The 24026-nt window shown below is 36.2% G+C and carries 26 protein-coding genes and 1 riboswitch; of the genes, 12 read left to right on the forward strand and 14 right to left on the reverse strand.

Annotation, left to right across the window (positions count from 1 at the left end; all coding sequences use genetic code 11):
- Positions 1 to 5: 5 nt before the first annotated feature.
- The 5 genes from I7822_RS07860 to I7822_RS07880 all read left to right on the forward strand — a co-directional run bounded on the left by I7822_RS07860 (position 6) and on the right by I7822_RS07880 (position 2899).
- Complete coding sequence (locus I7822_RS07860; protein WP_207976699.1) at positions 6 to 416, forward strand: spore coat protein; 411 nt, start codon at positions 6 to 8, stop codon at positions 414 to 416.
- Positions 417 to 575: 159 nt separating this feature from the next.
- Positions 576 to 857 carry a hypothetical protein gene (locus tag I7822_RS07865; RefSeq protein WP_207976701.1) on the forward strand — a complete coding sequence of 94 codons (282 nt, stop codon included), beginning with the start codon at positions 576 to 578 and terminating at the stop codon, positions 855 to 857.
- 93 nt (positions 858 to 950) lie between these two features.
- The gene (locus tag I7822_RS07870; RefSeq protein WP_207976703.1) at positions 951 to 1424 is read left to right on the forward strand and encodes a spore coat protein; all 474 of its coding nucleotides are present in this window, start codon (positions 951 to 953) and stop codon (positions 1422 to 1424) included.
- A 396-nt stretch (positions 1425 to 1820) separates the two neighbouring features.
- Positions 1821 to 2303, forward strand: a complete 483-nt coding sequence (locus I7822_RS07875) for a CotY/CotZ family spore coat protein (RefSeq protein WP_207976705.1) — start codon at positions 1821 to 1823, stop codon at positions 2301 to 2303.
- 188 nt (positions 2304 to 2491) lie between these two features.
- Positions 2492 to 2899: a CotY/CotZ family spore coat protein gene (locus I7822_RS07880; protein WP_207976962.1), complete on the forward strand. Its 408-nt coding sequence runs from the start codon at positions 2492 to 2494 to the stop codon at positions 2897 to 2899.
- 120 nt (positions 2900 to 3019) lie between these two features.
- Here the strand turns inward: I7822_RS07880 and I7822_RS07885 are convergent, their stop codons facing one another.
- Positions 3020 to 3544 (reverse strand): CotO family spore coat protein, encoded by a 525-nt coding sequence (locus I7822_RS07885; protein WP_207976707.1) that lies wholly within the window; start codon positions 3542 to 3544, stop codon positions 3020 to 3022.
- A gap of 538 nt (positions 3545 to 4082) precedes the next feature.
- Here I7822_RS07885 and I7822_RS07890 point away from each other — a divergent pair.
- Positions 4083 to 5033 carry an EAL domain-containing protein gene (locus tag I7822_RS07890; RefSeq protein WP_207976709.1) on the forward strand — a complete coding sequence of 317 codons (951 nt, stop codon included), beginning with the start codon at positions 4083 to 4085 and terminating at the stop codon, positions 5031 to 5033.
- A gap of 361 nt (positions 5034 to 5394) precedes the next feature.
- Here I7822_RS07890 and fabI read toward each other — a convergent pair whose 3' ends face one another.
- The 9 genes from fabI to mgtE all read right to left on the reverse strand — a co-directional run bounded on the left by fabI (position 5395) and on the right by mgtE (position 14775).
- Positions 5395 to 6168 (reverse strand): enoyl-ACP reductase FabI, encoded by a 774-nt coding sequence (fabI, locus tag I7822_RS07895; RefSeq protein ID WP_185652896.1) that lies wholly within the window; start codon positions 6166 to 6168, stop codon positions 5395 to 5397.
- A 187-nt stretch (positions 6169 to 6355) separates the two neighbouring features.
- Positions 6356 to 7060: a thiamine phosphate synthase gene (gene thiE / locus I7822_RS07900; protein WP_207976711.1), complete on the reverse strand. Its 705-nt coding sequence runs from the start codon at positions 7058 to 7060 to the stop codon at positions 6356 to 6358.
- A gap of 112 nt (positions 7061 to 7172) precedes the next feature.
- The gene (locus I7822_RS07905; protein ID WP_207976713.1) at positions 7173 to 8189 is read right to left on the reverse strand and encodes a thiazole biosynthesis adenylyltransferase ThiF; all 1017 of its coding nucleotides are present in this window, start codon (positions 8187 to 8189) and stop codon (positions 7173 to 7175) included.
- A complete protein-coding gene (locus I7822_RS07910) occupies positions 8189 to 8956 on the reverse strand; it encodes a thiazole synthase (protein WP_207976714.1) in 768 nt (255 codons plus the stop codon). The genes I7822_RS07905 and I7822_RS07910 overlap by 1 nt, the downstream gene beginning before the upstream one ends.
- Positions 8957 to 8960: 4 nt before the next feature.
- On the reverse strand, positions 8961 to 9164 hold the full coding sequence (gene thiS, locus I7822_RS07915; protein WP_207976716.1) for a sulfur carrier protein ThiS: 204 nt from the start codon (positions 9162 to 9164) through the stop codon (positions 8961 to 8963).
- A gap of 4 nt (positions 9165 to 9168) precedes the next feature.
- On the reverse strand, positions 9169 to 10287 hold the full coding sequence (gene thiO / locus I7822_RS07920) for a glycine oxidase ThiO (protein ID WP_207976718.1): 1119 nt from the start codon (positions 10285 to 10287) through the stop codon (positions 9169 to 9171).
- Positions 10271 to 10891: a thiazole tautomerase TenI gene (gene tenI, locus I7822_RS07925; protein WP_207976720.1), complete on the reverse strand. Its 621-nt coding sequence runs from the start codon at positions 10889 to 10891 to the stop codon at positions 10271 to 10273. The genes thiO and tenI overlap by 17 nt, the downstream gene beginning before the upstream one ends.
- A 323-nt stretch (positions 10892 to 11214) precedes the next feature.
- Positions 11215 to 11324, reverse strand: a riboswitch (TPP riboswitch).
- Between the two features lie 81 nt (positions 11325 to 11405).
- Positions 11406 to 13253: a monovalent cation:proton antiporter family protein gene (locus I7822_RS07930; RefSeq protein ID WP_207976722.1), complete on the reverse strand. Its 1848-nt coding sequence runs from the start codon at positions 13251 to 13253 to the stop codon at positions 11406 to 11408.
- 154 nt (positions 13254 to 13407) lie between these two features.
- On the reverse strand, positions 13408 to 14775 hold the full coding sequence (gene mgtE / locus I7822_RS07935; RefSeq protein WP_207976724.1) for a magnesium transporter: 1368 nt from the start codon (positions 14773 to 14775) through the stop codon (positions 13408 to 13410).
- Between the two features lie 368 nt (positions 14776 to 15143).
- Here mgtE and I7822_RS07940 point away from each other — a divergent pair, with 368 nt between their 5' ends.
- A complete protein-coding gene (locus I7822_RS07940; protein ID WP_207976726.1) occupies positions 15144 to 16313 on the forward strand; it encodes an FtsW/RodA/SpoVE family cell cycle protein in 1170 nt (389 codons plus the stop codon).
- Between the two features lie 270 nt (positions 16314 to 16583).
- On the forward strand, positions 16584 to 17312 hold the full coding sequence (gene prpE, locus I7822_RS07945; RefSeq protein ID WP_207976728.1) for a bis(5'-nucleosyl)-tetraphosphatase PrpE: 729 nt from the start codon (positions 16584 to 16586) through the stop codon (positions 17310 to 17312).
- A 247-nt stretch (positions 17313 to 17559) separates the two neighbouring features.
- Here the strand turns inward: prpE and I7822_RS07950 are convergent, their stop codons facing one another.
- The 4 genes from I7822_RS07950 to I7822_RS07965 all read right to left on the reverse strand — a co-directional run bounded on the left by I7822_RS07950 (position 17560) and on the right by I7822_RS07965 (position 20535).
- Positions 17560 to 18447 carry an RluA family pseudouridine synthase gene (locus I7822_RS07950; protein ID WP_207976730.1) on the reverse strand — a complete coding sequence of 296 codons (888 nt, stop codon included), beginning with the start codon at positions 18445 to 18447 and terminating at the stop codon, positions 17560 to 17562.
- A 21-nt stretch (positions 18448 to 18468) separates the two neighbouring features.
- Complete coding sequence (locus I7822_RS07955; protein WP_207976732.1) at positions 18469 to 19272, reverse strand: NAD kinase; 804 nt, start codon at positions 19270 to 19272, stop codon at positions 18469 to 18471.
- Between the two features lie 66 nt (positions 19273 to 19338).
- Positions 19339 to 19974, reverse strand: coding sequence for a GTP diphosphokinase (gene yjbM / locus I7822_RS07960; protein WP_207976734.1), 636 nt, complete (start codon positions 19972 to 19974; stop codon positions 19339 to 19341).
- Positions 19975 to 20157: 183 nt separating this feature from the next.
- Positions 20158 to 20535 (reverse strand): UPF0738 family protein, encoded by a 378-nt coding sequence (locus I7822_RS07965; protein WP_207976736.1) that lies wholly within the window; start codon positions 20533 to 20535, stop codon positions 20158 to 20160.
- A gap of 202 nt (positions 20536 to 20737) precedes the next feature.
- Here I7822_RS07965 and I7822_RS07970 point away from each other — a divergent pair, with 202 nt between their 5' ends.
- From I7822_RS07970 to I7822_RS07985, 4 genes are all read left to right on the forward strand, one after another.
- A complete protein-coding gene (locus tag I7822_RS07970) occupies positions 20738 to 21322 on the forward strand; it encodes a CYTH domain-containing protein (protein ID WP_207976738.1) in 585 nt (194 codons plus the stop codon).
- Between the two features lie 11 nt (positions 21323 to 21333).
- Positions 21334 to 21972 (forward strand): lytic transglycosylase domain-containing protein, encoded by a 639-nt coding sequence (locus tag I7822_RS07975; RefSeq protein ID WP_307847704.1) that lies wholly within the window; start codon positions 21334 to 21336, stop codon positions 21970 to 21972.
- 454 nt (positions 21973 to 22426) lie between these two features.
- Positions 22427 to 22852, forward strand: a complete 426-nt coding sequence (locus I7822_RS07980; RefSeq protein WP_207976740.1) for a globin domain-containing protein — start codon at positions 22427 to 22429, stop codon at positions 22850 to 22852.
- Positions 22839 to 23732 (forward strand): ClpXP adapter SpxH family protein, encoded by an 894-nt coding sequence (locus I7822_RS07985; protein ID WP_372442120.1) that lies wholly within the window; start codon positions 22839 to 22841, stop codon positions 23730 to 23732. Before I7822_RS07980 ends, I7822_RS07985 begins: the two co-directional genes overlap by 14 nt.
- Positions 23733 to 24026 lie beyond the last annotated feature (294 nt).

Genomic DNA, 24026 nt, shown 5'->3' on the forward strand with positions numbered 1-24026 from the left:
TTTTTATGTCTACTAGATGGTCTGCTTTAGATGACTGCAAAAAAGAACATGCAACACAAGATGCTGTTCAAGTAACCGAAACACTTCAAGCTTCAGATGAGCTTATTGTTATTAAAGACTCTTGCAATATTGAAGTGAAAACAACTGATACTCAAGTAGCTGTTTCCTTACAAGCAGCAATTCAAGTTGCAATCGCATTAGTTATAAATTTAACAATCGCTGATAGTAATCAAGCTGAAAAAGTTACCCAACAACTATTGCAAAGCTCTGTTATTAAACAAGCAAACAAACAAAAACTTATTATCGAAAACTCTCGCGACGTTAAAGTAACAACTACTGACACAGATGTTGCAATCTCTCTTCAGGTTCTTATCCAAATCTTACTTGCACTATTAGTTCAAATTGATATTTTCTAATATTCATCCTTTATTTGAGAAAATCCGTTATTAGTTCAACTTGAGCGTCACATTGTATTCATCTAGACATGCATGGTAACGGATATTATTTATGGAATTGGGATTCGACCTAACATATTTACTTGCCCCTTTACCATTAATAAAGTGAGGTGAAAAGAAATGGCTAACGAAAAATTAAATCTACAAGAAATTTCATCCACAATGATGCAGCTATTTGTTCAAGACATTTTCAGTAAAAATAATATCTCAAACGAAAATAAAAAAACGCTATCTGATGAGCAAAAAGCGCAACTTAAGAAAGTAGTAGAAGACCTTCAAGCACAAGTAGACGAGTTTGTGAAAGGTTCTAAAGAAAAGAAAGAAGAAGATCCAGTTGAAAAAGTGGAAGCAACAAAAAATATGACATTACGTGAAATGTTAAAAAGTAGAAAAGACAAATAAACTAAAAATGGGTTTTAGTACCAAGATGTTTGTCTTATACAATAATAGATTTTAAGCATTTAATAGTAGTACATTGAAAGGAGGAAAAAAACTATGGAAGCAAGACCATATGAATGGGTAGCATTAGATCGTAATTCTTGTCATCCAACTGATTCTGAAAACGAGGTGGCTGGAAGAAATATCTTTAACAACGATGCAACAGTACAACAACAAGCAGCACAAGTGAGTGAAACAGAACAATTTTCTTCAGAAACAATTATTATTAAAGATTCTTGTGATGTAAACGTTCATTCAACTGACACACAAATAGCTGTTTCTTTACAAGTAGCACTACAAGTTGCCATTGCTCTTGTTATTAACTTAACAATCGCTGATAGCAACCAAGCAGAGCAAGTTACACAACAATTATTACAACAAGCTGATACGAAGCAAGTTAACAGACAAAAACTTGTCATTGAAAACTCACGCGATGTAAATGTTACAACTACTGATACTGATGTAGCGATCTCTCTACAAGTTCTTTTACAAATCCTTATCGCATTAGTAGTAAACATTGACATTTTCTAATGACTAGTGAAAGGCAGGGGATGCTCCCCTGCTTTTTTTTGAAGATTAAATAAGAGCCTTCACTTTGGCGTATTAAGCCAATTTTTTTATTTGATAGGAAGTATAAGTTTTTTGTACAAAGTATTTGTGTCTATCTCCAGACTCCCTCTGCTCTTTAGGTTTAGCAATTCCGTCAAGTAGATTGAGGAACAAGTTATTTAAAATTATAACGCTTGTCTTCTTTCTTTAGGTTCTTTTCCAAAGAATTAGTTTCTTTGTCATTACATACCATTCACCTAAATTCTTTTCTTAATGATTCATAAACAATAGACGATAACCCACACCAACTAGTCATTACACACATAGTCTGTTAAGGACTAAAGTCAAATAACTATTATTTAAGGAGATGACTTATCAATGGGTTGCAAAGATAAAAGAGATAAAGACAACAATTGTGTATGTGATGCTGTTGAACAAATTTTAGCGGAACAAGAAGCTGTTGAAGAAATTACTTGTCCGACTAGCTGCTTCAGTAACTTATTAAATCCTGTAGCAGGAACTAGAGATACTATTCCTTTCATCTTAACGAACAAAAAAGGTGATCTTTTCAAAGCGTTCGGTAATGTTGGTGGATTTACAGGTGACATGACTTGCTTCAAAACAATCTTCTTCCGTGTGGAAGCTGTAGAAGATTGCTGTGCAACATTGTCATTACTACGTCCGGTTGATATGGATGGTAACACAGAAAGCGTATGTGATCCTTGTGATGAAGGATTCTTCGGTCTAGAAAAAACAGACTTCTGTATCGAAGTAGACCTTGATTGCTTCTGCGCTATTCAATGCCTATCACCAGAATTAGTCGACCGCATCGCTGACAAAAAACATCACCATCACAAATAATCCAACGTGTAAAGACTGCTGACATACAGCAGTCTTTTTTTATATGGAAGAATTAAATTAATACCGTATCATAATCTAATTTCTGGCACTGTGTTAGTTACAAGATGAAAATAGGCGAATGACCTAACACCTTTTTTGACCCTGCTACTTATATTATTAGTAAGAATGTTAAGTGGGAGGGAAAAATGATGAGAAATAAAAACGCCTTTAATTGTGTATGTGATGCAGTTGAAAACATTTTAGATCAGCAAGAAGCCGTTAACGACAAATGCTCTACTAGCTGCTATAGCAACCTCCTTAATCCCGTGAAAAGTCTTGGAGATACAATTCCATTTATTTTATTCAATGAAAAAGGATCTCTATTTAAAGCCTTTGGCAACGTTGGTGGCGACTGCTTTGAAACTGCCTTTTTTAGAGTTGAAAACATAAAAAATTGCTGTGCAACACTGCGACTCTTACTTCCTCTAGATTGTCACGGTCACCTTGCACATGATGTATGTGATGTTAAGAAACTAGTAAAAACAAAAAACTGTGTTGAAGTTGATCTTACATGTTTTTGCGCAATACAATGCTTATCACCTAGACTTGTTAACTAGGAAACGAAAGGAGCGAATTGGTTTGCCTTTCACCTTAAATTCTCTCCTTAACAAAGAGGATAACCCAAAAGCAAGGGTCTCCCCCTGAGTCATCCTCTTTAAAATGTTTTAAGTAAATATTTAAAACCCTAATAAATTTATTGCTTTAATGTTTTCTAAAGGTAATTCAATAGGTTTGGCATGTGTTAGCGAACGAATTGTAACAATCGCATTTTCTTCAGAAATAATGACGCCGCGATATTTTTCCACTGATGTTTCAATTTGACAGAGAGTCCGTGGCATATTTTTAGGTAAATTTGTGAAAAACTCAATCTTCTCTACAACACTCATTTGTGTAATTGGTTTTCTTTGTTTTCGATACTGTTTTGCAGATTGCTCTTGTTCGACTGGATTTTCTTGAACCGAATCCACCTGAACAGTTGACTTTATCTCTTCAGGAATTTCTAAAATTTCATTTTCTTGAGGAATCGCCTCCTTTACTATAGATTTCACCTTAGCATCTACGCCATCAACCCTTGGCTTTGACTTTGGCTTTGCTTTCTTCACAACAAAGGATTGCATATTGACATTAATGTCTTGATTGTCTGGCTGGACAATATACATAAGAGGTTTCATTTGGTATTTTTGTTTTTGCTTATTGCTCATTTCTTTACCTCCAATTTTAAAGAATGTGCACACTCAATATGTTATGCTCAAAAAGTAGGTAATGTGCCTAATTCATTAATGATTATTGATAAAACCATTAATCCTAATTTCAATATCCCCACTCACATATTCAATACGAATAATGACATTTTTTGAGAGAAAAGTGGAATAAAATAACCTCTCAGCTAAAAACATTTAAAATTTACATTAAATTTACTCTCACTTAACAATTTCTTGTTATTGTCGTATTACGTAGAAATTTAAGAGGAAAAGCCGTTACTGCTTTTAAGAACTTCCCTACATTTTTTTCATCTATAAAAATAACAGACACATACATATTACTTTTTTATCGTAAGAAAAGGTATGATTCCTTACAAACCAAACTTCCAAAGAGCGACTTATGCTTAACTACTGTTACATGTCGAATATCAATATATGGATGGTTAGCTTAATAAATTTTGTTAGTTCTTTCCCATTTCCTACGTCATGACTAAATATACAATAACCTTCAGTAGTGATGGATCAAAGGAGAAAAATCATGAACAATGTACGTACAGACTTTATCAGTGAAAAGGTTTCTTTAAAGGATGAATTTATGGATATCCTTAGGAAGAAACAACTCAGCATTCATTTTCAGCCAATTGTTCATTTTCATAGCCATCAGACATATGGGTTTGAGGCATTATCAAGAGGACCACAAAATAGTTCTTTTTATAGTCCTTCACGTTTATTTCCGTATGCAGAAAAAGAGGGGTTATTATATTCACTGGAAAAAATCGCAAGAGAACGTGCATTTGAGGAAAGCAAAGGTATTTTAGAAGGGAAAAAACTATTTATTAACCTAAATTCACAAGTGATTTATGATCGCCAGTTTAATCCTGGTCATACTATTTCTTTACTACAACATTATGGAATCAACCCTAATAATGTTGTTTTTGAAATTACAGAAAGAAATGCTATACATGACTTTGCTGCATTCAGGAGTGTATTAAATCATTATCGGGAACAAGGCTTTCAAATTGCAATTGATGATGCTGGAGCTGGTTATTCTTCCTTACAATCAATATCTGAATTGATGCCAGACTATATTAAGGTTGATCGTTCGTTAATAAGTGGGATTGATCAAAATGAGGTAAAGTCTAATATTTTAGAAGCATTTGTTATGTTTGCCAAGAAAATGAATAGTGAAATTATTGCTGAAGGTATTGAAACAGAAGCTGAACTTCAACATGTTATTCATCTAGGGATTGATTATGGTCAAGGCTTTTTTATCGCTAAACCTAATAATCCGATTCCTTCTATTACAAATTCAGCTCAAAAATGTTTTGACTTGTTGGAACGTAAAAGTAGAAACAAGGCTGTAACTGTTGATATTTCTGATGAAATCATTCTTATACAAAACGGGATTGTAATTAAACGTCAGCCCGCAAAAGAGCTTATGGATGACAGTCAAATAAAACTTGCAAAGGTTGTTGAGGCATTTTCTTAAATGCTTGTAGGTAGCATTACAACCATCATAAATAATAGCGCTTTATCCAATACATTCCTCTACTTATGTAAAACAAAAACCTAATCCATAACGGACTAGGTTTTTGTTTTAGGCTCTTTTCTAAAAGATTGTTGCTTTTAAAACAAAAACTAATTCAGGTTGATTGGAGCGGATTGCGAGACTCATGCGGGAGCAGCGGGACAGGTGAGACTCATGCAGGCGTTTACGCCGAGGAGGTTCACCGCCCGCCCCGCGGAAAGCGAGCAACTCTCGCTGCAATCAACCACACCGCATTACTTGGTAAATAGCAACAAAGTTTGCGAAAACAGCCTTGTTTTACATTAAATTAGAATAGGTTCATTTATCCTAAAATATGATAGCCTGAATCAACATGTAGATTTTCGCCTGTCATACCTCTTGATAAATCACTAAATAAGAATAAAGCAGTATCGCCAACTTCTTCTGGCGTTGTTGTTCTACGTAATGGTGAACGTTCTTCAATTTCTTTTAGAATTGAATTGAAATCACTAATTCCTTTTGCTGAAAGTGTTCGAATTGGACCAGCAGAAATCGAGTTAACGCGAATTCCATCTTTACCAAGGTCACTAGCTAAATATCTTACACTTGCTTCTAAGGAGGCTTTTGCTACACCCATTACGTTGTAGTTAGGTAGAACACGCTCTCCACCAAGGTATGTTAATGTAACTATGCTACCGCCTTCAGTCATAAGACCTCTTGCTTCCTTCGCAACAGCTGTTAAAGAATATGAACTAATATTTTGCGCTAGTAAGAAACCATCGCGAGTAGTATTTAAATATTCGCCTTGCAGTTCCTCTTTGTGGGCAAATGCGATACAGTGTGCAACACCGTGGATCACACCTACTTCTTCTTTAATTGCAGTAAAGCATGTTTTTACTTCTTCATCATTTGTTACATCACAAGGTAAAACAATTGAATCATTACGCTCTAAAGATTCAGCTAAGTCACGTACCGATTTCTCTAAACGTTCCCCTGCATATGTAAAGATTAGTCTAGCACCAGCATTATGTAAAGAACGTGCAATCCCCCATGCGATGCTACGTTTATTCGCTACTCCCATAACCACAATATTGCGTCCATTAAGTGATAAACTCATGTACATCCTCCTAATATTAATACATGTTATTAGTACCTGGTTATAATTATAGCATTAATTTACTTGAAGTGCTAGAGATGAAAAGTAGTGGCACCTCTAATTAAATGAGACGGCGATTTTGCAATTTTGAAGTGGAATGTTGCAACTTTGAAGTAGAATGTTGCAAATTCAAAAGATAATCTTGCAACTATTGGGAGGATTTTTGCAACTTACTACAAAAATCTTGCAAACTTTTCGATTTACTATCCTCACCTATTTTCCGAAATGCAGCAGCAGCTTGCTCAGGTGATTTAGCTTGACTAATACCACTTATAATAGCAACTCCATTTGCACCAGCCTTGTATACATTCGTTGCATTCTCCAATGTAATCCCACCAATTCCTACAATCGGAAAATCACTTAATCCTGATGTTCTAATTTGTGTGATAAGTTCAGGTCCAACAACAGCATGTGCATCAGCTTTCGTTTTTGTTGAATACATCGGACCTACACCGATATAGTTAGCCCCATCCTTCACAGCTTGTTTCGCCTCTTCAACTGAATGTGTAGATATTCCTAACCACTTATCATGTCCGATTTGCTTTCTCGTAAGTAATGGATCACGGTCATCTTGCCCAATATGAACCCCGTCTGCCCCTAGCTCTATTGCAAGCTCAATATCATCATTCACTATAAAAGGAACTTTATACTGTTTACAGAGCTTTCTTAAGCTGTTTCCTAAATAAATACACTCATGGCCAACTAAACAGCCTACACCTTTTTCTCTAAACTGAAAAAGCGTGACCCCACCCTCTAATGCCTCATATAAGGTTTTCTCAGGATCAAGATCACGACAATTTGTTGAACCCATAACAAAGTATACCTTTAATGCATCTCCAATTTTCATGATCATTTACTCCTTTTACTCATAATAAAAGACTGACTCTATAGACGAATACTCTTTACACAAAACGTAAGTGTGTAAAAAATATAAGAGTCAGTCTTTTCACCTTTCTCCCTTTAACTTAACCGATGTAGCGATGGTATATCGTTTTGGCCTCGGCAATATCCTTTGTTCCATGGATAAGTGCACGTCCATCCTTAAAAAGGACAACTCGATGCTCTCCAAATGTAAACGACATTAAAAATGGGTTTTCTAAAAATGCATCTGCTATTGGTTTAATTCGTTTAGAAATATTCTCAAATGAGATCTGCTTTCCATTCGTTGGCCTAATCTGAACAGTATCTCTTCCACATAGTACTGCTGCTTTCGTTTCTTTCTCAGCTGTTAAATATGGGTATACTGGATTTGTCCCACAAGTAGGACATGCATCATTTTTTAAACGATCCATATTAATCGATGAATATTGATTTTTCCAAAGGTCAAATGACACGAGCTTACTACGAAGGTTTTCTTCATCTTCGACAAGCAGCTTTAACACCTCTGCTGTTTGATGTGACGTAACCATGCTAACAATAGGTGAAATGACACCAACTGTATCACAAGTCATACCATCAAAGGGGATATGCTTTAATAAACAATGAAGACACGGTGTTTTCTTAGGGATCACGGTAAAGGAAAGACCATAGCTCCCAACAACTCCACCGTAAATCCACGGTATGTTATGTTTTAATGAAACATCATTGATCAATAGCCTTGTTTCGAAATTATCGGTTGAATCAACGATGACATCGACCCCATCCAGCCACTCCTCAATGTTAGCGGAGGTAACATCTTCAACAAATGCTTGAACTTCAACCTCTGAATTGATTTCATGTAGATGGGTTTTCGTAGCAATCGCCTTCGGAATACGATTGCTTGCATCTTTTTCAACGTATAGCTGTTGTCTTTGTAAATTGCTCCACTCCACATAATCACGGTCAATAATTGTTAATTTTCCGATCCCAGCTCGTGCAATCATCTCAGCATTGGCCGTGCCTAGCGCACCTGCACCCACAATTAGCACATGCTTATTCTTGATCTTTTCTTGACCGCTCTCTCCAATTGGAGCAAATAATTGTTGTCTTGAGTAGCGTTCCATTAAGTTGTCATCATTCCTTCTGTTGGACTGCTAGCTGTTGCATATTCTTTTTTAGGAATTCTACCAGCTTCAAATCCAAGTCTGCCGGCTTCAATTGCAAGCTTCATTGCGACCGCCATTTTTATTGGATCCTGTGCAGCAGAAACAGCTGTATTTAATAAAACTCCATCTGCACCAAGCTCCATAGCTAATGATGCATCAGAAGGTGACCCAATACCAGCATCCACGATAACAGGGACTTTTGATTGTTCAATAATAAATTGAAGATTCAACGGATTAAGTATTCCTTGACCAGATCCGATTGGTGAAGCACCAGGCATAATCGCGTGTACACCTAATTCTTCTAATCTTCTTGCCAACACAACATCATCTGATGTGTAAGGTAACACGATAAACCCTTCTTCTAATAACATTTCACTTGCTTTTAAGGTTTCTACTGGATCAGGAAGTAATGAACGCCAGCAGCCAATTACCTCTACTTTTATCATGTCACATAATCCTGATGCTTTTGCAAGTCTAGCAATTCTTACTGCCTCTTCAGCTGTTTTAGCCCCGGCAGTATTAGGTAATAGAGTATACTTTGAAACATCAAGCTGCTCTAAAAAGTTTGGTTGTGATTCTTCAAAAATATTCATTCGACGAACAGCAAATGTTAAGATTTCAGACTCAGATTGTGCCACCGCTTCCTTTTGAACCTCAAATGATGGATATTTACCAGTACCTAATAATAATCTTGATTGGAATGTTTTATCAGCAATTTTTAACATGTTATCATCCTCCTCCTACAAAATGAACAAGTTCAACTTCATCACCGTTCTGTATATCAGTTGATTTATATTGGTCTTTTAAAATGATTTCTCGATTATGCTCGACAATGACAAGTCGATCCTCTAGCTTATAAAAAGCTAATAGCTGTTGAATCGTCTGAATGTCACCGCTTAATTCTACGATTTCACCATTCAATTTAATGCTCATCTTTTCACCTCATTGTTTGCACTTGAAGTCTATTAATTGAAAATGCTTTCACATAGTCTTCATTTTGTTTCCTATTTAAAATAAGATCTCTAATCATCAACCCTGTTTGCGGTGCTAATAAGATACCATTTCGATAATGGCCGGTTGCAAAATAAATATTTTCACCTTCAGGATGCTGACCAATGTAAGGTTTTCCATCAACTGTTTGTGGCCTTAAGCCTGCCCATGTATCAATAAGCTGTGCTGAAGAAATGCTAGGTATAATTGGTGTTACTTTTTCAATGAGAGATTGGATTCCACCAATTGTTGGCACTGTACTCCAATCATCCTCAACCATCGTCGCACCAATGACAAATCTCCCATCACCTTTTGGTACGATATAGCAATGATCATAAAAAATTGTTTTTTCCAAGTCAATATCATTGCTTTTAATAGCCAGACATTCCCCTTTTACAGGATTTATTCCTGCATATAAACCTAATTTCTTAAAGAAATGTCCACTCCAAACTCCATTTGCGATGACAACGTTTTTACAAACAAAATCAGTGAGCGGAGTAGATAGAGTGTATTCCTGAGCTGCTGTTTTCTTTATTTCATGTACTGGTGTATTCTCTAAAATCGTTGCTCCTAGTAAGCTAGCAGACTTTGAAAATGCTGCACAAACATGGTATGGTGATACATGCCCGTCCTCTGGTATGTAAAGTGCACCTTTAATAGTTGCTGATAGAGTAGTTTCTCGCTCTAGTACTACCTCTTTTGAGTGCCATTCCACTGATTCATGATGCTTCACAACATCCTTTAAAGCAGCAGCTTCAGTATCTGTCATAGCTAGCTTATACATTCCTTTATCTACTAGCTGTATATCAACCTGTGAAATTTGCGAAAGTTCGTCACGTAGTACATGGTAGTGTCGTTGACTCTCTTTTGCAAATTGAAAGAATGCATCATTGTTTTCTAGCTCTGAATTTGCACCAAGCATACCAGCTGCAGCACTTGTCGCACCATTCCCTATCTTATTACTTTCTAAAACAAGGACAGATACGCCTTCTTTTGCTAATTGATAGGCGATCGATTGACCAATGATACCACCACCAATGATTCCTACCTCAAATTGTGTTTTCATGGTTTCCCACCTCTACTAAACTCAATCTTAATTCCTGTAAAGCATTCTGAGGATTGTCGCTTGCTATTACATAGGACATAACCGCAATGCCACTCAAATTCACCCCTGATAGCATTGGTATGGTATTAGGAATAATTCCACCAATCGCGATGACAGGAATTCGTACACTTTGACATATTTCAGCTACTTGTTGTACCCCTCGAGGAGCTAAGTTTGGTTTCGAATTTGTTGGAAAAATATGCCCAAATAAAAGATAATCCGCACCTGCTTTTTCACATTCAATTGCTTCTTGCAAAGAATGCACAGATCGACCGATCTTTAATGAAGGATCCATGCGCCTAACCTTTTCGATAGGAAAGCTATGTCCTGGTAAGTGAACATTAGGAATTTCGTGCAATAGTGCGACATCAAGTCGATCATTAATAACTAGCTTACTTTTCGGTACTCCGTTGTTTAGTAAGAGCGAGACAATCTCCATTATTTCCGATACTGATTTCGTTCTTTCACGTATATGGATATAATCTACTTCATCGTGAATCATTAACATTCGTTTTGTTAATTCACTAACTGTCTGTTTCCCGTCAGATATGACATGAATCTCCAACTTTTTCACCTTAATTCATTTTTCTTATGGAATTCCTTTAAATATAAAGGCTGTTTTCGCAAACTTTGATGCTATTTACCCAGTAGTGCGGTAAGGTTGATTGCAGCGAGAGATGCTCGCTTTCCGCGGGGCGGGCGGTGAGCCTCCTCGGCGTAAACGCCTGTGGGGTCTCACCTGTCCCGCTACTCCCGCAGGAGTCTCGCACTTCCGCTCTAATCAACCTCTTAAACAGTTTTAGTTTTAAAAGCAACGATCTCTTAGAAAAGAGCCAATATAAAAAAACCACTTTCCGGGTAAGAAAGTGGTTTACATACATAGTTGTTATATGCCGTAATCCACTTCCCTACGCTGGTACAAACCAGATCAGGTTATAAGGGTTTAAAAGAAACACTTTAATCTCAGCCCCTTTATTGGGGATCCCCTAGCGGTCTTATTATTGACTTATATCTATCATACCAAATGTTTTTTAACTTTCAAGGGAAACTTCTTAAACATTCAGATATTACAAATGAAATCAGATAAGCTCAAGCTCTCGTTTTAATTCCTTCACATACTCTCTTGAGCCTGTAACGATTAGGCGATCGCCAAGCTTTAAATCAGTATCACCGTGAGGAACAATTGAATCCTTCCCTCTAAAGATTCGAACGAAAATAATATCTCCTGTGAACGGGAAATTACGTAACAAGATATTGTCATATTTCGCATTGTTTAAGTTTATTTGATAAAGCATTGTTTCTTGGTTTGTAATAATCCGCATCACACTTGGTGCTTCGATAAGCGCTCGCAGCATTGTTTTTGTAGATAGCAATGTAGAAAAAACATCAATTCCATGTTCCTTCATTTTTCCATCTAATTCAGGTGAAGCTACACTTGCAATGATTCGATTCACTTGTTCATCCTTTGCAAATAGAGCTATTTCAGCATTTCTTTCTTCATCACCTGTTGCAACGACAATCAGATCAACCTCAAACGCATTTTGTTCCTTTAAAGTCTCAACCTGAAAATCTTTTAATTCTTTTATTTCAAACAATGATTCAGATATTTGTTTATCAAGTTTATCCTGCTGTATATGATAAATCGTTGTTTCATATAGATCTGGATTTAGCTCTCTTGTTACAGGTAATGACATTTGATTTGCACCGATAAAGGCAATTTTAATTTTAGGATTTTCATTTTTATTTACAGGAAATAACTTTTTAAAGAATATCGGTGTAACAATACTCGTGATAACAGCAACTAATATGAGCGCACCTGACATCTCAGAAGTGATAATTTCCATTCTTTCCCCAATCGTTGCTGCAGCGATCACTAATGAAAGTGTTGAGGTTAATAGAAAACCTGATGCAAGAGTTGTTTTCATATCATACCAGCGTTTTAAGTAAAGCACTGGAACAATCTTCGAAATTAGCAGGGCAATAATAAGTAAAGGAATTAATAAAAAGATCTTCGGATCCTTAAATAATGCCCAGATGTCTAAATCCACTCCAACCATTACAAAGAATATTGGAATTAAAAATCCATAACCAAAGGAGTCAAGCTTTTGAACCATTTCCTTATTAGGTGATAAAAGTGAAACTAATACACCTGCTAAGAAAGCTCCTAGGATATTTTCAGCACCAATTGTTTCAGAGATAGCTACTAACACAATAATAAGTGTGAATACAGCTCTCGTGCCAATCTGAATCGTTCCTTTTGACATCGTCTCAATAAATGAACGATTCTTGAAGGATTTCCCTAAGAAATAAAGTAATACACCCGCTCCAAACAGAATTAACAATAACCATGTGTTACTGTCTCCTCCACCATAAACTGAAGCAAAGACAGCGAGTAAAACCATCGTCACTAAATCGGCAATAACGGCTACTAGAAGGATAATTTGCCCGATATTTGATTTCATAATTTGGGCATCCTTTAAGGTAGGTACAACAACTCCTAGTGAAATCGTCGAAATAATCAGCGTCATTAAGAAGGCATTATCCATTAGGCCGATCAAGACAAAGAAATAGGAAAGCAGTAATGATAAAACAAAAATTCCAGCAAAAATAATAGTCGATACTAAAAATGTATTCGGAGCATTTTTTCCTGAAGGAAGCTTTTCCTTCTTCTTACCTCCAGCGAATGCTGAGAAATCAATTTCAAGACCACTTAAAAACATTAAGAATATAAAACCAAGCATTGAAAGTGTCTCGAGCCACATATCTTGTGAGACCGCATTAAATCCACTTTTACCAATAATTAATCCGACAATGATTTCAGCAACAACAACTGGCATAAAATTCATTTTTAAGCGGTGTAACAAAATAGGCGTCAGAAATGCCGCAAGGATAACTATGACTAATGAAGTTACGGATGCACCATGCATAATATCCCTCCCTTATATATTTGATATCATTCATCATAAGTGTTTCTTTATTAAAACTAAGTAAAAGCTTCATGTAAAATGTTGATAAGCTGTGAGTGGTGAGAATAGTAGCACTCATTAAGAATTATTTTAGGTTAACATGATCTATTACCTACTAAATTAAATACTTCATAAACAAAGTAGCCATGCCAAAGTAAATTAAAATACTTAGGATATCATTAATTGTTGTAATGAAAGGGCCTGACGCCACTGCAGGATCTACCTTTAATCTGTGCATGATGAGCGGGATAAAGGCCCCTGCAATCGTCGCAACTGTTAAAGTAGCTAAAATAGAAATCCCAACTAAAATTCCTAAAAAGATATCTCCTTGCCAAACAAAAACAACGAGTGTAACAACAATTCCACATATAGTTCCTGTTATCAGGCCTGTTCCAGCTTCTCTTAAAATCATTCTAAATGTACTTTGCTCTTCAGCATCTCCAACCGCTATTCTTCTAACTGCAACAGCTAGAGCTTGTGTACCAGTATTTCCTGCCATACCTGCAATTAATGGAATAAAAATAGCTAAAATGGCTACCTTGTCTAAGGTCTCTTCAAATCTTCCAATAAGACTAGCTGTAAACATCCCTAAAAACAGAAGGATAATTAGCCAAGGAAGTCTTTTTTTTGCTGCTGTAAAGGGTCCACGATCATTTGAATCAACATCTGAAATAGCGGCAAGTTTTGAGTAATCATCACTGGCTTCTTCATCGATTACATCAACGATATCATCTACTGTAATGATTCCAAGTAAGTGACCTCTAAAGTCTATTACAGGAAGTGCTAAGAAGTTATAGTCCTTCATTTTTCGGGCTACCTCTTCTTGGTCTTCTGCAACACTAACGGTATAAACACGTTCATTCATTACTTCAGAAATCATTGTATCTGGTTCATTAATGATTAAATCTCTAAGAGAAATGACCCCAGCTAGTTTTTTATCTTCATCAATGACATAAATGTAATAAATGGTCTCTGCATTAGGTGCTTCATTTTTCAAAATCTGCATGGCAGAGTGTAATGTCTGATTTGCATGAATGGAAATATACTCCGTCGTCATAATACTTCCTGCAGTATATTCCTCATAATGGAGAAGCTCGCGGATTTCTTCAGCAGCTTCATCATCCATAATCGTTAAATAGCTTGCCACTTGATCCTTGTCTAGCTCATTTAATACGTCTACAGCATCATCAGCATACATTTCCCCAAGCATATGTGCTGCAAATGTAGGATCCATCTCAGACAAATACATTTCATACTGGTCATCATCATCTTTTATATTTTCAAAAACAGCCGCCATTTCCTCTGGAGACAGATATTTATAAACAGTAATTCGGTCTTCCTCTTCTAACTTCACAAATAGCTTTGCTTGATCATATGGATGCTGCTCTAAAAAAATCTCACGGAATTCATCCATATTCTGACTAGATAACGCAGCTAGTAAGGATTCTTCTTCCAATTCTACTTTTTCTCTTTCATCTGACATTTTAGGCCCTCCTCTCCATTTGTCTCTCCCTTTTAGACCATTTCACAAATTATTGAGGCTTGAGTCATATTACTTCCATATAATATGGGATTAATAAAATGAATAAGTAGTGTAAGATAGAGATATATCTTTTATTCGACACTTTCTTCTTCCATTCTACATATTGCGCTTCATCTAATAAATACTATAATATTCTATATGAAATAAGTGGCGCAATACAATGAACAACGAAACATTCATAAAAAATTTACATTTTCATATTCTGTGACAAAGGATTCTTTGCAAATCGTTCACAATCGATTAAGATGGTTAATGATACAATGACTATGTAGATATTTTCAAGTTTAAAGATTAGAAAGGGATCAACTATGACAACTGAAAAATCCCCTCAACAGCAAATAGATTTTACGTTAATTTTTATTATGTTTTTATTAGCAATTATTAGTACAATCGCTATTAACAGTGCAGAAGAAACACTACCTTCAGTACTTCAAGGTATTAATTTTTCACTGAAACAACTTCAATGGTATGTGATAGGTACAGTAGCTGTTGTCGTAACAATGCTTATAGATTATGATCGCTTTAAACAGCTTTCATGGTATTTATACGGATTTGGCATGCTGCTACTACTCGGCTTAGAAGTTTTGCCTTCAGGAATTGTTCAAACAATTAAAGGGGCTACAAGCTGGTATAAGCTTGGGCCATTAGGAAACTTCCAGCCTTCAGAATTAATGAAAATTTTTATGATCATCGTACTGAGTAAGATTATTGCTGATCACCGAGAAAAATACCCTAGAAATACACTAACAGATGATTTTCTTTTAATAGGAAAGCTTGCAGCTACTGCAGCACCACCTGTTCTTCTGCTAGTTAGACAACCAGATATGGGTATGACAATGGTATTCTGTGCAATTATTGCTTCACTTGTATTAGTATCTGGAATTAAATGGAGAATTATTTTAACCGCAGTTTTTTCTGCACTCATTGCAATTGGAACAGTCTTGATTATCTTTTTTAAGTTTCCTGACTTTTTCCACAAGTATATTTTACAAGAATATCAACTCGACAGATTTTACGGCTGGTTAAACCCATACGAATATTCTGGTGAACAAGGCTTCCAGCTCGTAAAATCCTTACTTGCAATAGGTTCAGGGGAGCTTAGAGGGAAAGGTTATCAAAACCTAGAAGTCTACTTACCTGAAGCCCATACAGACTTTATTTTTGCTATCATTTCTGAACAATTTGGTTTTATCGGAGGAAGTATTGTCGTCTCACTCTTCTTCTTATTAATTTATAGAATGATTCATATCTCACTAGAAAGCAATGATCCATTTGGTAGCTATCTATGTACAGGAATCATCGGCATGATCACATTCCAAGTATTCCAAAACGTCGGAATGACAATCGGCCTTCTACCAATCACAGGCCTCCCATTACCATTCGTAAGCTACGGAGGAAGCTCACTCGCAACCTACATGGTCGCAATCGGCATTGTCCTAAACGTAAGATCCCGCACACGAAAATACATGTTTGATTGAAAAGATGGTACCCTAATTAGTGGGTACTATTTTTATTTTGGGGAGATGGGGAGATGGGGAGATGGGGAGATGGGGACAGTCCCCATTTTGACAACTTACATATCAACGATCAAAAGTAACGATCCATTGGGGACTGTCCTTCAATTGTTGAAACCTTTGTATGTCTTGAAAATTACTCATTTATACTGGGTCTTTATACCATTTGGGACTTCATTGGGGACTGTCCCCCAATGAACAAATGAAGTCCCCCAAAATGTCAGAGGTGATAAAATGCAAATTGATGTTATTGGAGATATCCATGGTTGTTTTAATGAATTTGAGGCTTTAACGAAAAAGCTTGGTTACGATTGGGCTTCAGGAATTCCTGTACATCCTGACAGTCGTAAGCTTTCATTTGTTGGGGATTTAACTGATCGTGGTCCAGCTTCTTTAAGAGTAATTGATGTAGTTTATCGATTGGTCAAAGAGCAACATGCCTTTTATTCACCTGGAAACCACTGCAATAAGCTATATAGGTTTTTTCTTGGTAATAAAGTTCAAATCACACATGGTCTTGAAACGACTGCTGCTGAATATGAGGCCCTTTCTCATAGCCAGCAAAAAGAGGTTAAAAAGCAATTTATTTGGCTTTATGAATCATCGCCATTATATCAAGTACTTGACGAGGGAAACTTAATTGTTGCACATGCTGGAATTCGAGAGGACTATATCGGAAAGGAAAGTAATGCTGTAAAGACCTTTGTGTTATACGGTGATATTACTGGTAAAAAGAATCCAGATGGTACACCTGAACGTCGAGATTGGGCTCAGCATTATGATGGTAAAGCTCTAATCGTTTATGGTCATACTCCAATAAAAGAACCGAAGCGATTAAAACGCACGATTAACATTGACACTGGAGCTGTATTTGGCAACAAGCTTACCGCTTATCGTTATCCAGAGGATCAACTATTTTCTGTCGACTCCTCGCTTCCTTACGATGAATCAAGATTTCGATAAAAGAAGGTAGCTTATTCTTTAGTTAATGCCTTCTGTTCATTTTTGCTCTAATTTAATCACAGGTGTAGTCATCATTAATGACTTTTTGTCCGAAATATTTAGCCATTTTGCTGTTTACTTTCTCCAGAACTCAAAAGAGGCTGACTCAAAAGGGGCTGACACCTCCCAACATTACTAATATATAGTAGCCTTTAACGTTTAAGGTGCTATATATTGTGTTGGAGGGGTCTGACCCTTTGGTTTTGAGTCACCCTCTAGCCAATCTTTCCATATCCTCAGGCAATTCTGATGCAAACTGAACATCCTTTTCTAACAAAGGGTGCCAAAATGACAATTGTGCGCTGTGGAGTGCTTGCCTGTTAATTTCTTCAACATCTCCGCCGTATAAAGTATCACCACAAAGCGGATGACCAATCGAAGAAAGATGAACTCGAATTTGATGTGTTCTACCAGTTTCAAGCACTAGCTTGATATGTGTTTTGTTTTTTAGAGTATGAAGAACCTGAAAATGGGTTACTGCTTCCTGACCATCCTCACGAATTTCTCTCTCTATAATGCTGTCTTTCTTACGGCCAATTGGGCTTGTAATTGTACCTGCTTGCTGTTCGATCACTCCATGAACAATCGCTTCATATGTACGATGAATTTCCTTTTTCTTTTGCTGATCTGAAAATAATGAATGAGCAAATCGATGCTTTGCTACAAGCATTAATCCTGAAGTATCTTTATCTAAGCGATTCACAATATGAATCGTTGAAGGAATTTTCTGTTGCTGATAATAGTTTATTAATCCATTTGCTAATGTACCCTTTACATGATCCCGGGATGGAATGGATGGTACAAATGCAGGTTTATCAATCACTAAGCAATGATCGTCTTCATAAACAATTTTAAATGGGACATCATCAGCAATGAGGCCTGCCCCTCTTTCTTCTTTAGGAAAAATAACAGTGAGGACATCATTCTCTTTAAGCATGTAACGTACCGTCACATGCTGAGAATTAACTAATAGATCCCCTCCGTTAAATTTAATATCCGTTAAAGCCCGCTTTGAGATTTTCTTTTCTTTCACAAAATCCAAAACAGTTTTGCCAACATCTTCACTTAAAATCGTCCAATGTAGTTGAAATGTCATGTTATGAAAACCTTCCTACTCTTATCGTCCTATGTCCCCTACAAAGGAATCTCGCACCCTTTTCCAAAACGGGAATGGTTTAAAGCGAGCAAACCTTACATTTTCATTTGCCACTCGACATTGAATCGATTTAACATCCTTATGCAAAAGGGTTAAATGATCAATCGTAATTTGAAAATCCACATCGTTCACTGGCTTCAACATACAGGTGTGATGTTCAGGTAAGATAAGCGGTGATCCGATTGTACGGAACACTCGATTATTGATAGAAGCCATTTCGGCCAACTGAATTGCTCTTAATGAAGGATGAAGAATCGCACCACCTAATGCTTTATTATAGGCTGTACTTCCAGAAGGTGTAGACATACATAGACCATCACCACGGAATGTTTCAAAGGTTTGTCCCTTGATTTCAACATCCATCACAAGAGTACCTTCAATACTTTTCACTGTACATTCGTTTAGCGCTAAATATCTCGCTTCACGACCACCATCATTATGACGAATAATAACCTCTAAAATTGGATATTCCACAACCTGGTATGGTGTCTTTGCAATGGCAATAACGAGTTTTTCAATTTCATCAGGTACCCAATCGGCATAAAATCCAAGATGACCTGTATGTACACCAATAAAAGCAGTCTTATCCAATCTACTACGATAACGATGAAACGCATATAAAAGGGTACCATCCCCACCAACAGAGATAACAATGTCTGGACGATCTTCATCATATTCTAATTGAAAATCTATTAAATAGGTTTTCATTTTTTGCATTATAGAGTTTGAAACAGGATCTCCCTTTGATGAAATGGCAAACTTCATTCAATTCTACCCCTTTATATTTTAGATTCTTTTCCTTCAAACAAGACTTTCAGATAGTGCCAACTATTATGTACGATCATTTTCGGTTTTTCTTGAGAAGATAGCTTGTGCCTCTTGAACCTCTCCTCTAATTTGGGACATTTCTTCGTCTAAGGAATATGCCGCTTCTGCTGCTCGTTTTAAACGAACTTTTATGTCTTCAGGAATATTCCCACTATATTTATAATTTATTGAGTGCTCAATTGTTGCCCAAAAGTTCATTGATAATGTTCGAATTTGAATTTCTACGAGCAGTTTCTTTTCTCCTGCAACTGTTTGAACAGGGTATCTAGCAACTACATGATAGGAACGATAACCACTATCCTTTTTACTCGTAATATAATCTCGTTCTTCAACAATCTCTAAATCATTTCTACTTTTAAGCATATTTACCACTACTTTTATATCATCAACAAACTGACACATCATTCGAATTCCCGCTATATCCTGCATATCATCTTCCAAGTTTTCCATTGGAATACCTTTACGCTTGGACTTGTCAAGGATACTCGCAATTGGTTTAACACGACCAGTTACAAACTCAATTGGAGAATTTGAATGCTGAAGTTCATATTGTGATCTAATTCCTCTTAATTTTACCTTTAATTCCTCAACAGCTTGGTTGTAAGGAGCTAAAAATAATTTCCATTGTTCGTTTTGCATGTAAAATCCCCCTTAAGCCACAACACATTGAAACCTGAAAAATGCAGACGCCTTGGTCAGCCTCAAGAATATAAAACGTTCATGGATTGAAACGTTTTCTTTCTCCAGAATTCATGATTCGTTATCACCATAAAGGCTAGACGCTGGTGCAAGACAAGAAAACAAAGTACCCTTATCTATGGATTATGTTAAAGAAAATAACTCAACAACCTTTTTCTCCATCTCTTCACCATAGTTTGCATTTCCCTTTATATTTTCTAACAGATAATCAAGTTCATCAAATAAATCGACTAATTCTAAATTTTGTTCTTTTATTTTTAAGATCACCTTAAGATCTTTATCTTTCGCTTCTCTTAATTCTGTCCAAATTGTATGTGGTAATCCAGCATAGACAAACTCATCAGCAGTTTCTAAAATATAGATAAATGCCAATTGATCAGAATCAACAAGCATCTGTCCTTTTGCCTGTAATCCTTGTATTTCTATTGAATTGGATTCAGGATGCAGGATTAGGCTATTATTGTCAATCATTGCTTTCGTTAGTTCAATTCTTTTATTCATAAAAAAATCTCCTTCCATTACACGTTCCATGATTATTTTACCATATTAAAAACTCACATGATAACATTGCGAGTTGATTAGATTCAGGAGATAATAAAATAAATGTGAATACGCCTAGATCAGTCTCGGACAACAAGTCCCTGAGCTGCTGCAAGATACGAATCACGATTCTATAAAATTGATCAATGAGAGGATTCAAGATATGTCACAGGAAATAGAGATAGAATTCAAAAATTTACTTACCGAAACAGAATTTAAAAAGATAAAAACCGCTTTTCATATAGAGGATAATGATTTTATCAAACAAGAAAACCACTACTTTGATACTCCTCAGTTCTCTTTAAAAGAGCTTGGAGCAGCCCTTAGAATTAGAAAAAAGAAAGAACATTATGTTATGACATTAAAGGAACCAGCAAAGATTGGTTTGTTAGAAACACATCAAACAATTACAAAGGAAGCTGCTTCTGAAATGATCAAAACAGGTAAACTTTTGACTGGACAAATTGTTGATCAGCTTCGAAAACTAGGTGTTGATGACAAATCGATTACTTATTTCGGAACCCTTACAACGATGCGAGCGGAAAAAAATCATCGAAATGGTTTACTCGTCCTTGATCATAGCCGATATTTAACTGTAGAGGATTTTGAACTTGAATATGAAGTACAGGATGAAGCAACAGGAAAAGTGATCTTTCAAGAAATATTAAATGAGCTCGAGATTCCAATTCGCTATACAAAAAATAAAATTCGCCGTTTTTATGAGCAAAAATATAAAGAGATGGGGTAAGTAGCTTGGACATAAAACTGAATTACTATAAAACGTTATTAGAGCTACAAGCATTGCGCAACTTTAATGACAAAACAGCTGACAATCAAGCTTCGGTGTTTGAAACAGATTTCCAAGAACTATTGCAATCCTTTTTAAATTCTTCATCTGTTGAGACACCAGCAAAACAATCAGCATCTTCATTGAATACCTTGTCTAATATGTTGGATAATTCTGCTCAGATAGTTGGATTATCTTCTATTAAAGAAGCATCTACACCTAAAGTCAATATATCTGGAAGCATGGATGAAATGATTACGAAAGCTTCCGAGAAATACGGAGTAGATGATAAGCTTATTCGGGCAGTGATCAAACAAGAATCTGGTTTTAACCCTTCTGCAAAAAGCCATGTTGGCGCTATAGGACTTATGCAATTAATGCCAGCTACAGCTCGTTCACTAGGTGTACAGGATCCATATGACCCTGCTCAAAACATTGAGGGTGGAACAAAGTATTTAAAGCAAATGCTTACACGTTATAACGGAGATGTGTCATTGGCACTAGCAGCCTACAATGCTGGTCCAGGTAACGTTGATAAATACAGTGGAATCCCTCCGTTTAAAGAAACACAAAATTATGTACGTAAAATCACATCTACCTATAATGGTTGAGTCTCACTCATAAAGTGAGACTCAATTAATGTCGGGATTTCTTTATCCCCCACAAATGGTTAGTGATACTTATTACAATTAAAACGTCACGTCCTGTCGCGCTGTAACCTCCGATAAATATGGAAAAGAGGGTCTGTGTACCTCCTACATCACTAATATATAGAGCTAATCATTAATCAAAGCTATGTATTGAGATGAGGTATCTGACCCTTTCTTCATGAGAATTAAGGTAACTTTTAACAGAATTCAATGCCCTATTCCTTCATACATAGCTGTCTCCAACATATAATAGGACTAAATTATCAAAATTGAGAGAGCGGTTTGTTTGAGATATCTATTACTGCTTGTTAAAATAAATACATTGTTAGATTTTGTTTCAAAAAATAATTTTATGCTTTAAGGATGCATCTGGTTCTTTAAACAACATTAAGCAAACGTTAAAGGAGTAATCAACATGACTGAACAAAACATAACACCATATGAGGCGATTGGAGAAGAAACTCTTTCGCACCTTGTTGATTCCTTTTATGGAAAGGTACAAAAACATCCATTACTATCCCCAATCTTTCCTGATGACTTAACTGAAACAGCTCGTAAACAAAAGCAATTTCTCACACAATACCTAGGAGGTCCACAAATCTATACGAATGAACACGGACATCCTATGCTAAGAGCACGTCATCTTCCTTTTGAGATTACGCCTACTAGGGCGAATGCTTGGATCAGCTGTATGAAGGAAGCTATGAAGGAAGTTGAGCTTGAGGGTGAACTTAGGGATTTTCTTCTCCATCGACTTCAGCTTACTGCACATCATATGGTAAATACTGCAGAGAATGCTGAAATTGGCAATGTTCAGAAAGAGGTTAATGACAATGAATAACAGTCATGAGAAAAAGGACATCTCCCTCTTTTTCTCACATTGTAGTGGGCATCCAGATAAACCTTTAGAAATCTATATGTTTGTTGATCCACTAAGCCCTGAATGCTGGGCACTTGAGCCTATGATTAAAAAACTACAAATTGAGTACGGACGCCTTTTCACACTAAAACATATTATTAGTGGACGTCTTGCAACCTTGAATATCACTAAGAGAAAAAGACCTGATAGATTAGCTCAAGCCTGGGAAAAGACCGCTAGTCGAACAGGCATGTCTTGTGACGGTAAGATTTGGATAGAAAACCCTTTATCAACACCTTACACTGCTTCACTAGCGATAAAATCAGCTGAACTTCAAGGGAAAAAAGCAGGTCTCCGTTTTTTAAGAAAATTACAGGAGCAGCTATTTATCGAAAACCAAAATGTTTCAGATGAAAAAATGTTAATGAATATTGCGGAAAAAGTCGGATTAGATGTTGCAGAGTTTCAAAAAGATTTACATTCACAAAGTGCTGCCAAAGCATTACAATGTGATTTGAAAATCACTTCAGAGATGGACGTGCAGGAAATCCCAACACTTGCATTTTTTAGTGAGAATGTTGAAGAAGAGGGTTTAAAAATAACAGGCATTTATTCTTATGATATGTATGTACAAGTATTACAGGAAATGATCGGAGATGCTATTAAACCGTCCCATACACCTCCATTAGAGATCTTTTTAAAGCATTATCAATTTGTAGCTTCTATCGAGATTGCTACAGTTTATAATATGACAATGACAGAAGTAGAAAAAGAGTTGAAAAAACTCGTACTTTCACAAACTGTTGAAAGAATCCAAGCTAAGCACGGTACGTTTTGGAGATATATTGGTGATCAAAAATAGACACAAAAGGAAATGACTCAAAGAGTAGTCATTTCTTTTTGTTTTTGATCTTCAATTTTATGTTAAATCCCACTAGGACTTGATGCCTAGTGACGGTTTCCACATTATTTTCAACAATAAAGAAGACCCTATACAAATGTACAGGGTCTTCTTTTTTATGTCTTAACGACAACAAAGGGGATGGGAGAAATTTTTCACGGTCAAACAAAGGGGTAAATGTTTGTTTGTGATTAACTTCACATCTCTACTATATCAAAACTTGTCGACAATTGACAAGTAGGTGATAGGCTTTTC

The organism is Metabacillus bambusae (assembly GCF_017497975.1).
Taxonomy (GTDB): Bacteria; Bacillota; Bacilli; order Bacillales; family Bacillaceae; genus Metabacillus; species Metabacillus bambusae.

Bases quoted from the DNA above. Each gene is read 5' to 3' on its own strand.
- fabI (WP_185652896.1), bottom strand. From the start codon at position 6,168: ATGAGTTTATCACTTAATGGACGCAATATTGTGGTTATGGGAGTAGCG.
- thiO (WP_207976718.1), bottom strand. From the start codon at position 10,287: ATGAAAACACAATTTGAGGTAGGAATCATTGGTGGTGGTATCATTGGT.
- mgtE (WP_207976724.1), bottom strand. From the start codon at position 14,775: ATGTCAGATGAAAGAGAAAAAGTAGAATTGGAAGAAGAATCCTTACTA.
- thiS (WP_207976716.1), bottom strand. From the start codon at position 9,164: ATGAGCATTAAATTGAATGGTGAAATCGTAGAATTAAGCGGTGACATT.
- I7822_RS07940 (WP_207976726.1), top strand. From the start codon at position 15,144: ATGACAACTGAAAAATCCCCTCAACAGCAAATAGATTTTACGTTAATT.
- I7822_RS07930 (WP_207976722.1), bottom strand. From the start codon at position 13,253: ATGCATGGTGCATCCGTAACTTCATTAGTCATAGTTATCCTTGCGGCA.
- yjbM (WP_207976734.1), bottom strand. From the start codon at position 19,974: ATGCAAAACGAACAATGGAAATTATTTTTAGCTCCTTACAACCAAGCT.
- I7822_RS07955 (WP_207976732.1), bottom strand. From the start codon at position 19,272: ATGAAGTTTGCCATTTCATCAAAGGGAGATCCTGTTTCAAACTCTATA.
- I7822_RS07910 (WP_207976714.1), bottom strand. From the start codon at position 8,956: ATGTTAAAAATTGCTGATAAAACATTCCAATCAAGATTATTATTAGGT.
- I7822_RS07950 (WP_207976730.1), bottom strand. From the start codon at position 18,447: ATGACATTTCAACTACATTGGACGATTTTAAGTGAAGATGTTGGCAAA.
- I7822_RS07865 (WP_207976701.1), top strand. From the start codon at position 576: ATGGCTAACGAAAAATTAAATCTACAAGAAATTTCATCCACAATGATG.
- I7822_RS07970 (WP_207976738.1), top strand. From the start codon at position 20,738: ATGTCACAGGAAATAGAGATAGAATTCAAAAATTTACTTACCGAAACA.
- I7822_RS07985 (WP_372442120.1), top strand. From the start codon at position 22,839: ATGACAATGAATAACAGTCATGAGAAAAAGGACATCTCCCTCTTTTTC.
- I7822_RS07980 (WP_207976740.1), top strand. From the start codon at position 22,427: ATGACTGAACAAAACATAACACCATATGAGGCGATTGGAGAAGAAACT.
- I7822_RS07885 (WP_207976707.1), bottom strand. From the start codon at position 3,544: ATGAGCAATAAGCAAAAACAAAAATACCAAATGAAACCTCTTATGTAT.
- I7822_RS07880 (WP_207976962.1), top strand. From the start codon at position 2,492: ATGAGAAATAAAAACGCCTTTAATTGTGTATGTGATGCAGTTGAAAAC.
- I7822_RS07905 (WP_207976713.1), bottom strand. From the start codon at position 8,189: ATGGAACGCTACTCAAGACAACAATTATTTGCTCCAATTGGAGAGAGC.
- thiE (WP_207976711.1), bottom strand. From the start codon at position 7,060: ATGATCATGAAAATTGGAGATGCATTAAAGGTATACTTTGTTATGGGT.
- I7822_RS07965 (WP_207976736.1), bottom strand. From the start codon at position 20,535: ATGAATAAAAGAATTGAACTAACGAAAGCAATGATTGACAATAATAGC.
- I7822_RS07860 (WP_207976699.1), top strand. From the start codon at position 6: ATGTCTACTAGATGGTCTGCTTTAGATGACTGCAAAAAAGAACATGCA.
- prpE (WP_207976728.1), top strand. From the start codon at position 16,584: ATGCAAATTGATGTTATTGGAGATATCCATGGTTGTTTTAATGAATTT.
- I7822_RS07875 (WP_207976705.1), top strand. From the start codon at position 1,821: ATGGGTTGCAAAGATAAAAGAGATAAAGACAACAATTGTGTATGTGAT.
- I7822_RS07870 (WP_207976703.1), top strand. From the start codon at position 951: ATGGAAGCAAGACCATATGAATGGGTAGCATTAGATCGTAATTCTTGT.
- I7822_RS07890 (WP_207976709.1), top strand. From the start codon at position 4,083: ATGAACAATGTACGTACAGACTTTATCAGTGAAAAGGTTTCTTTAAAG.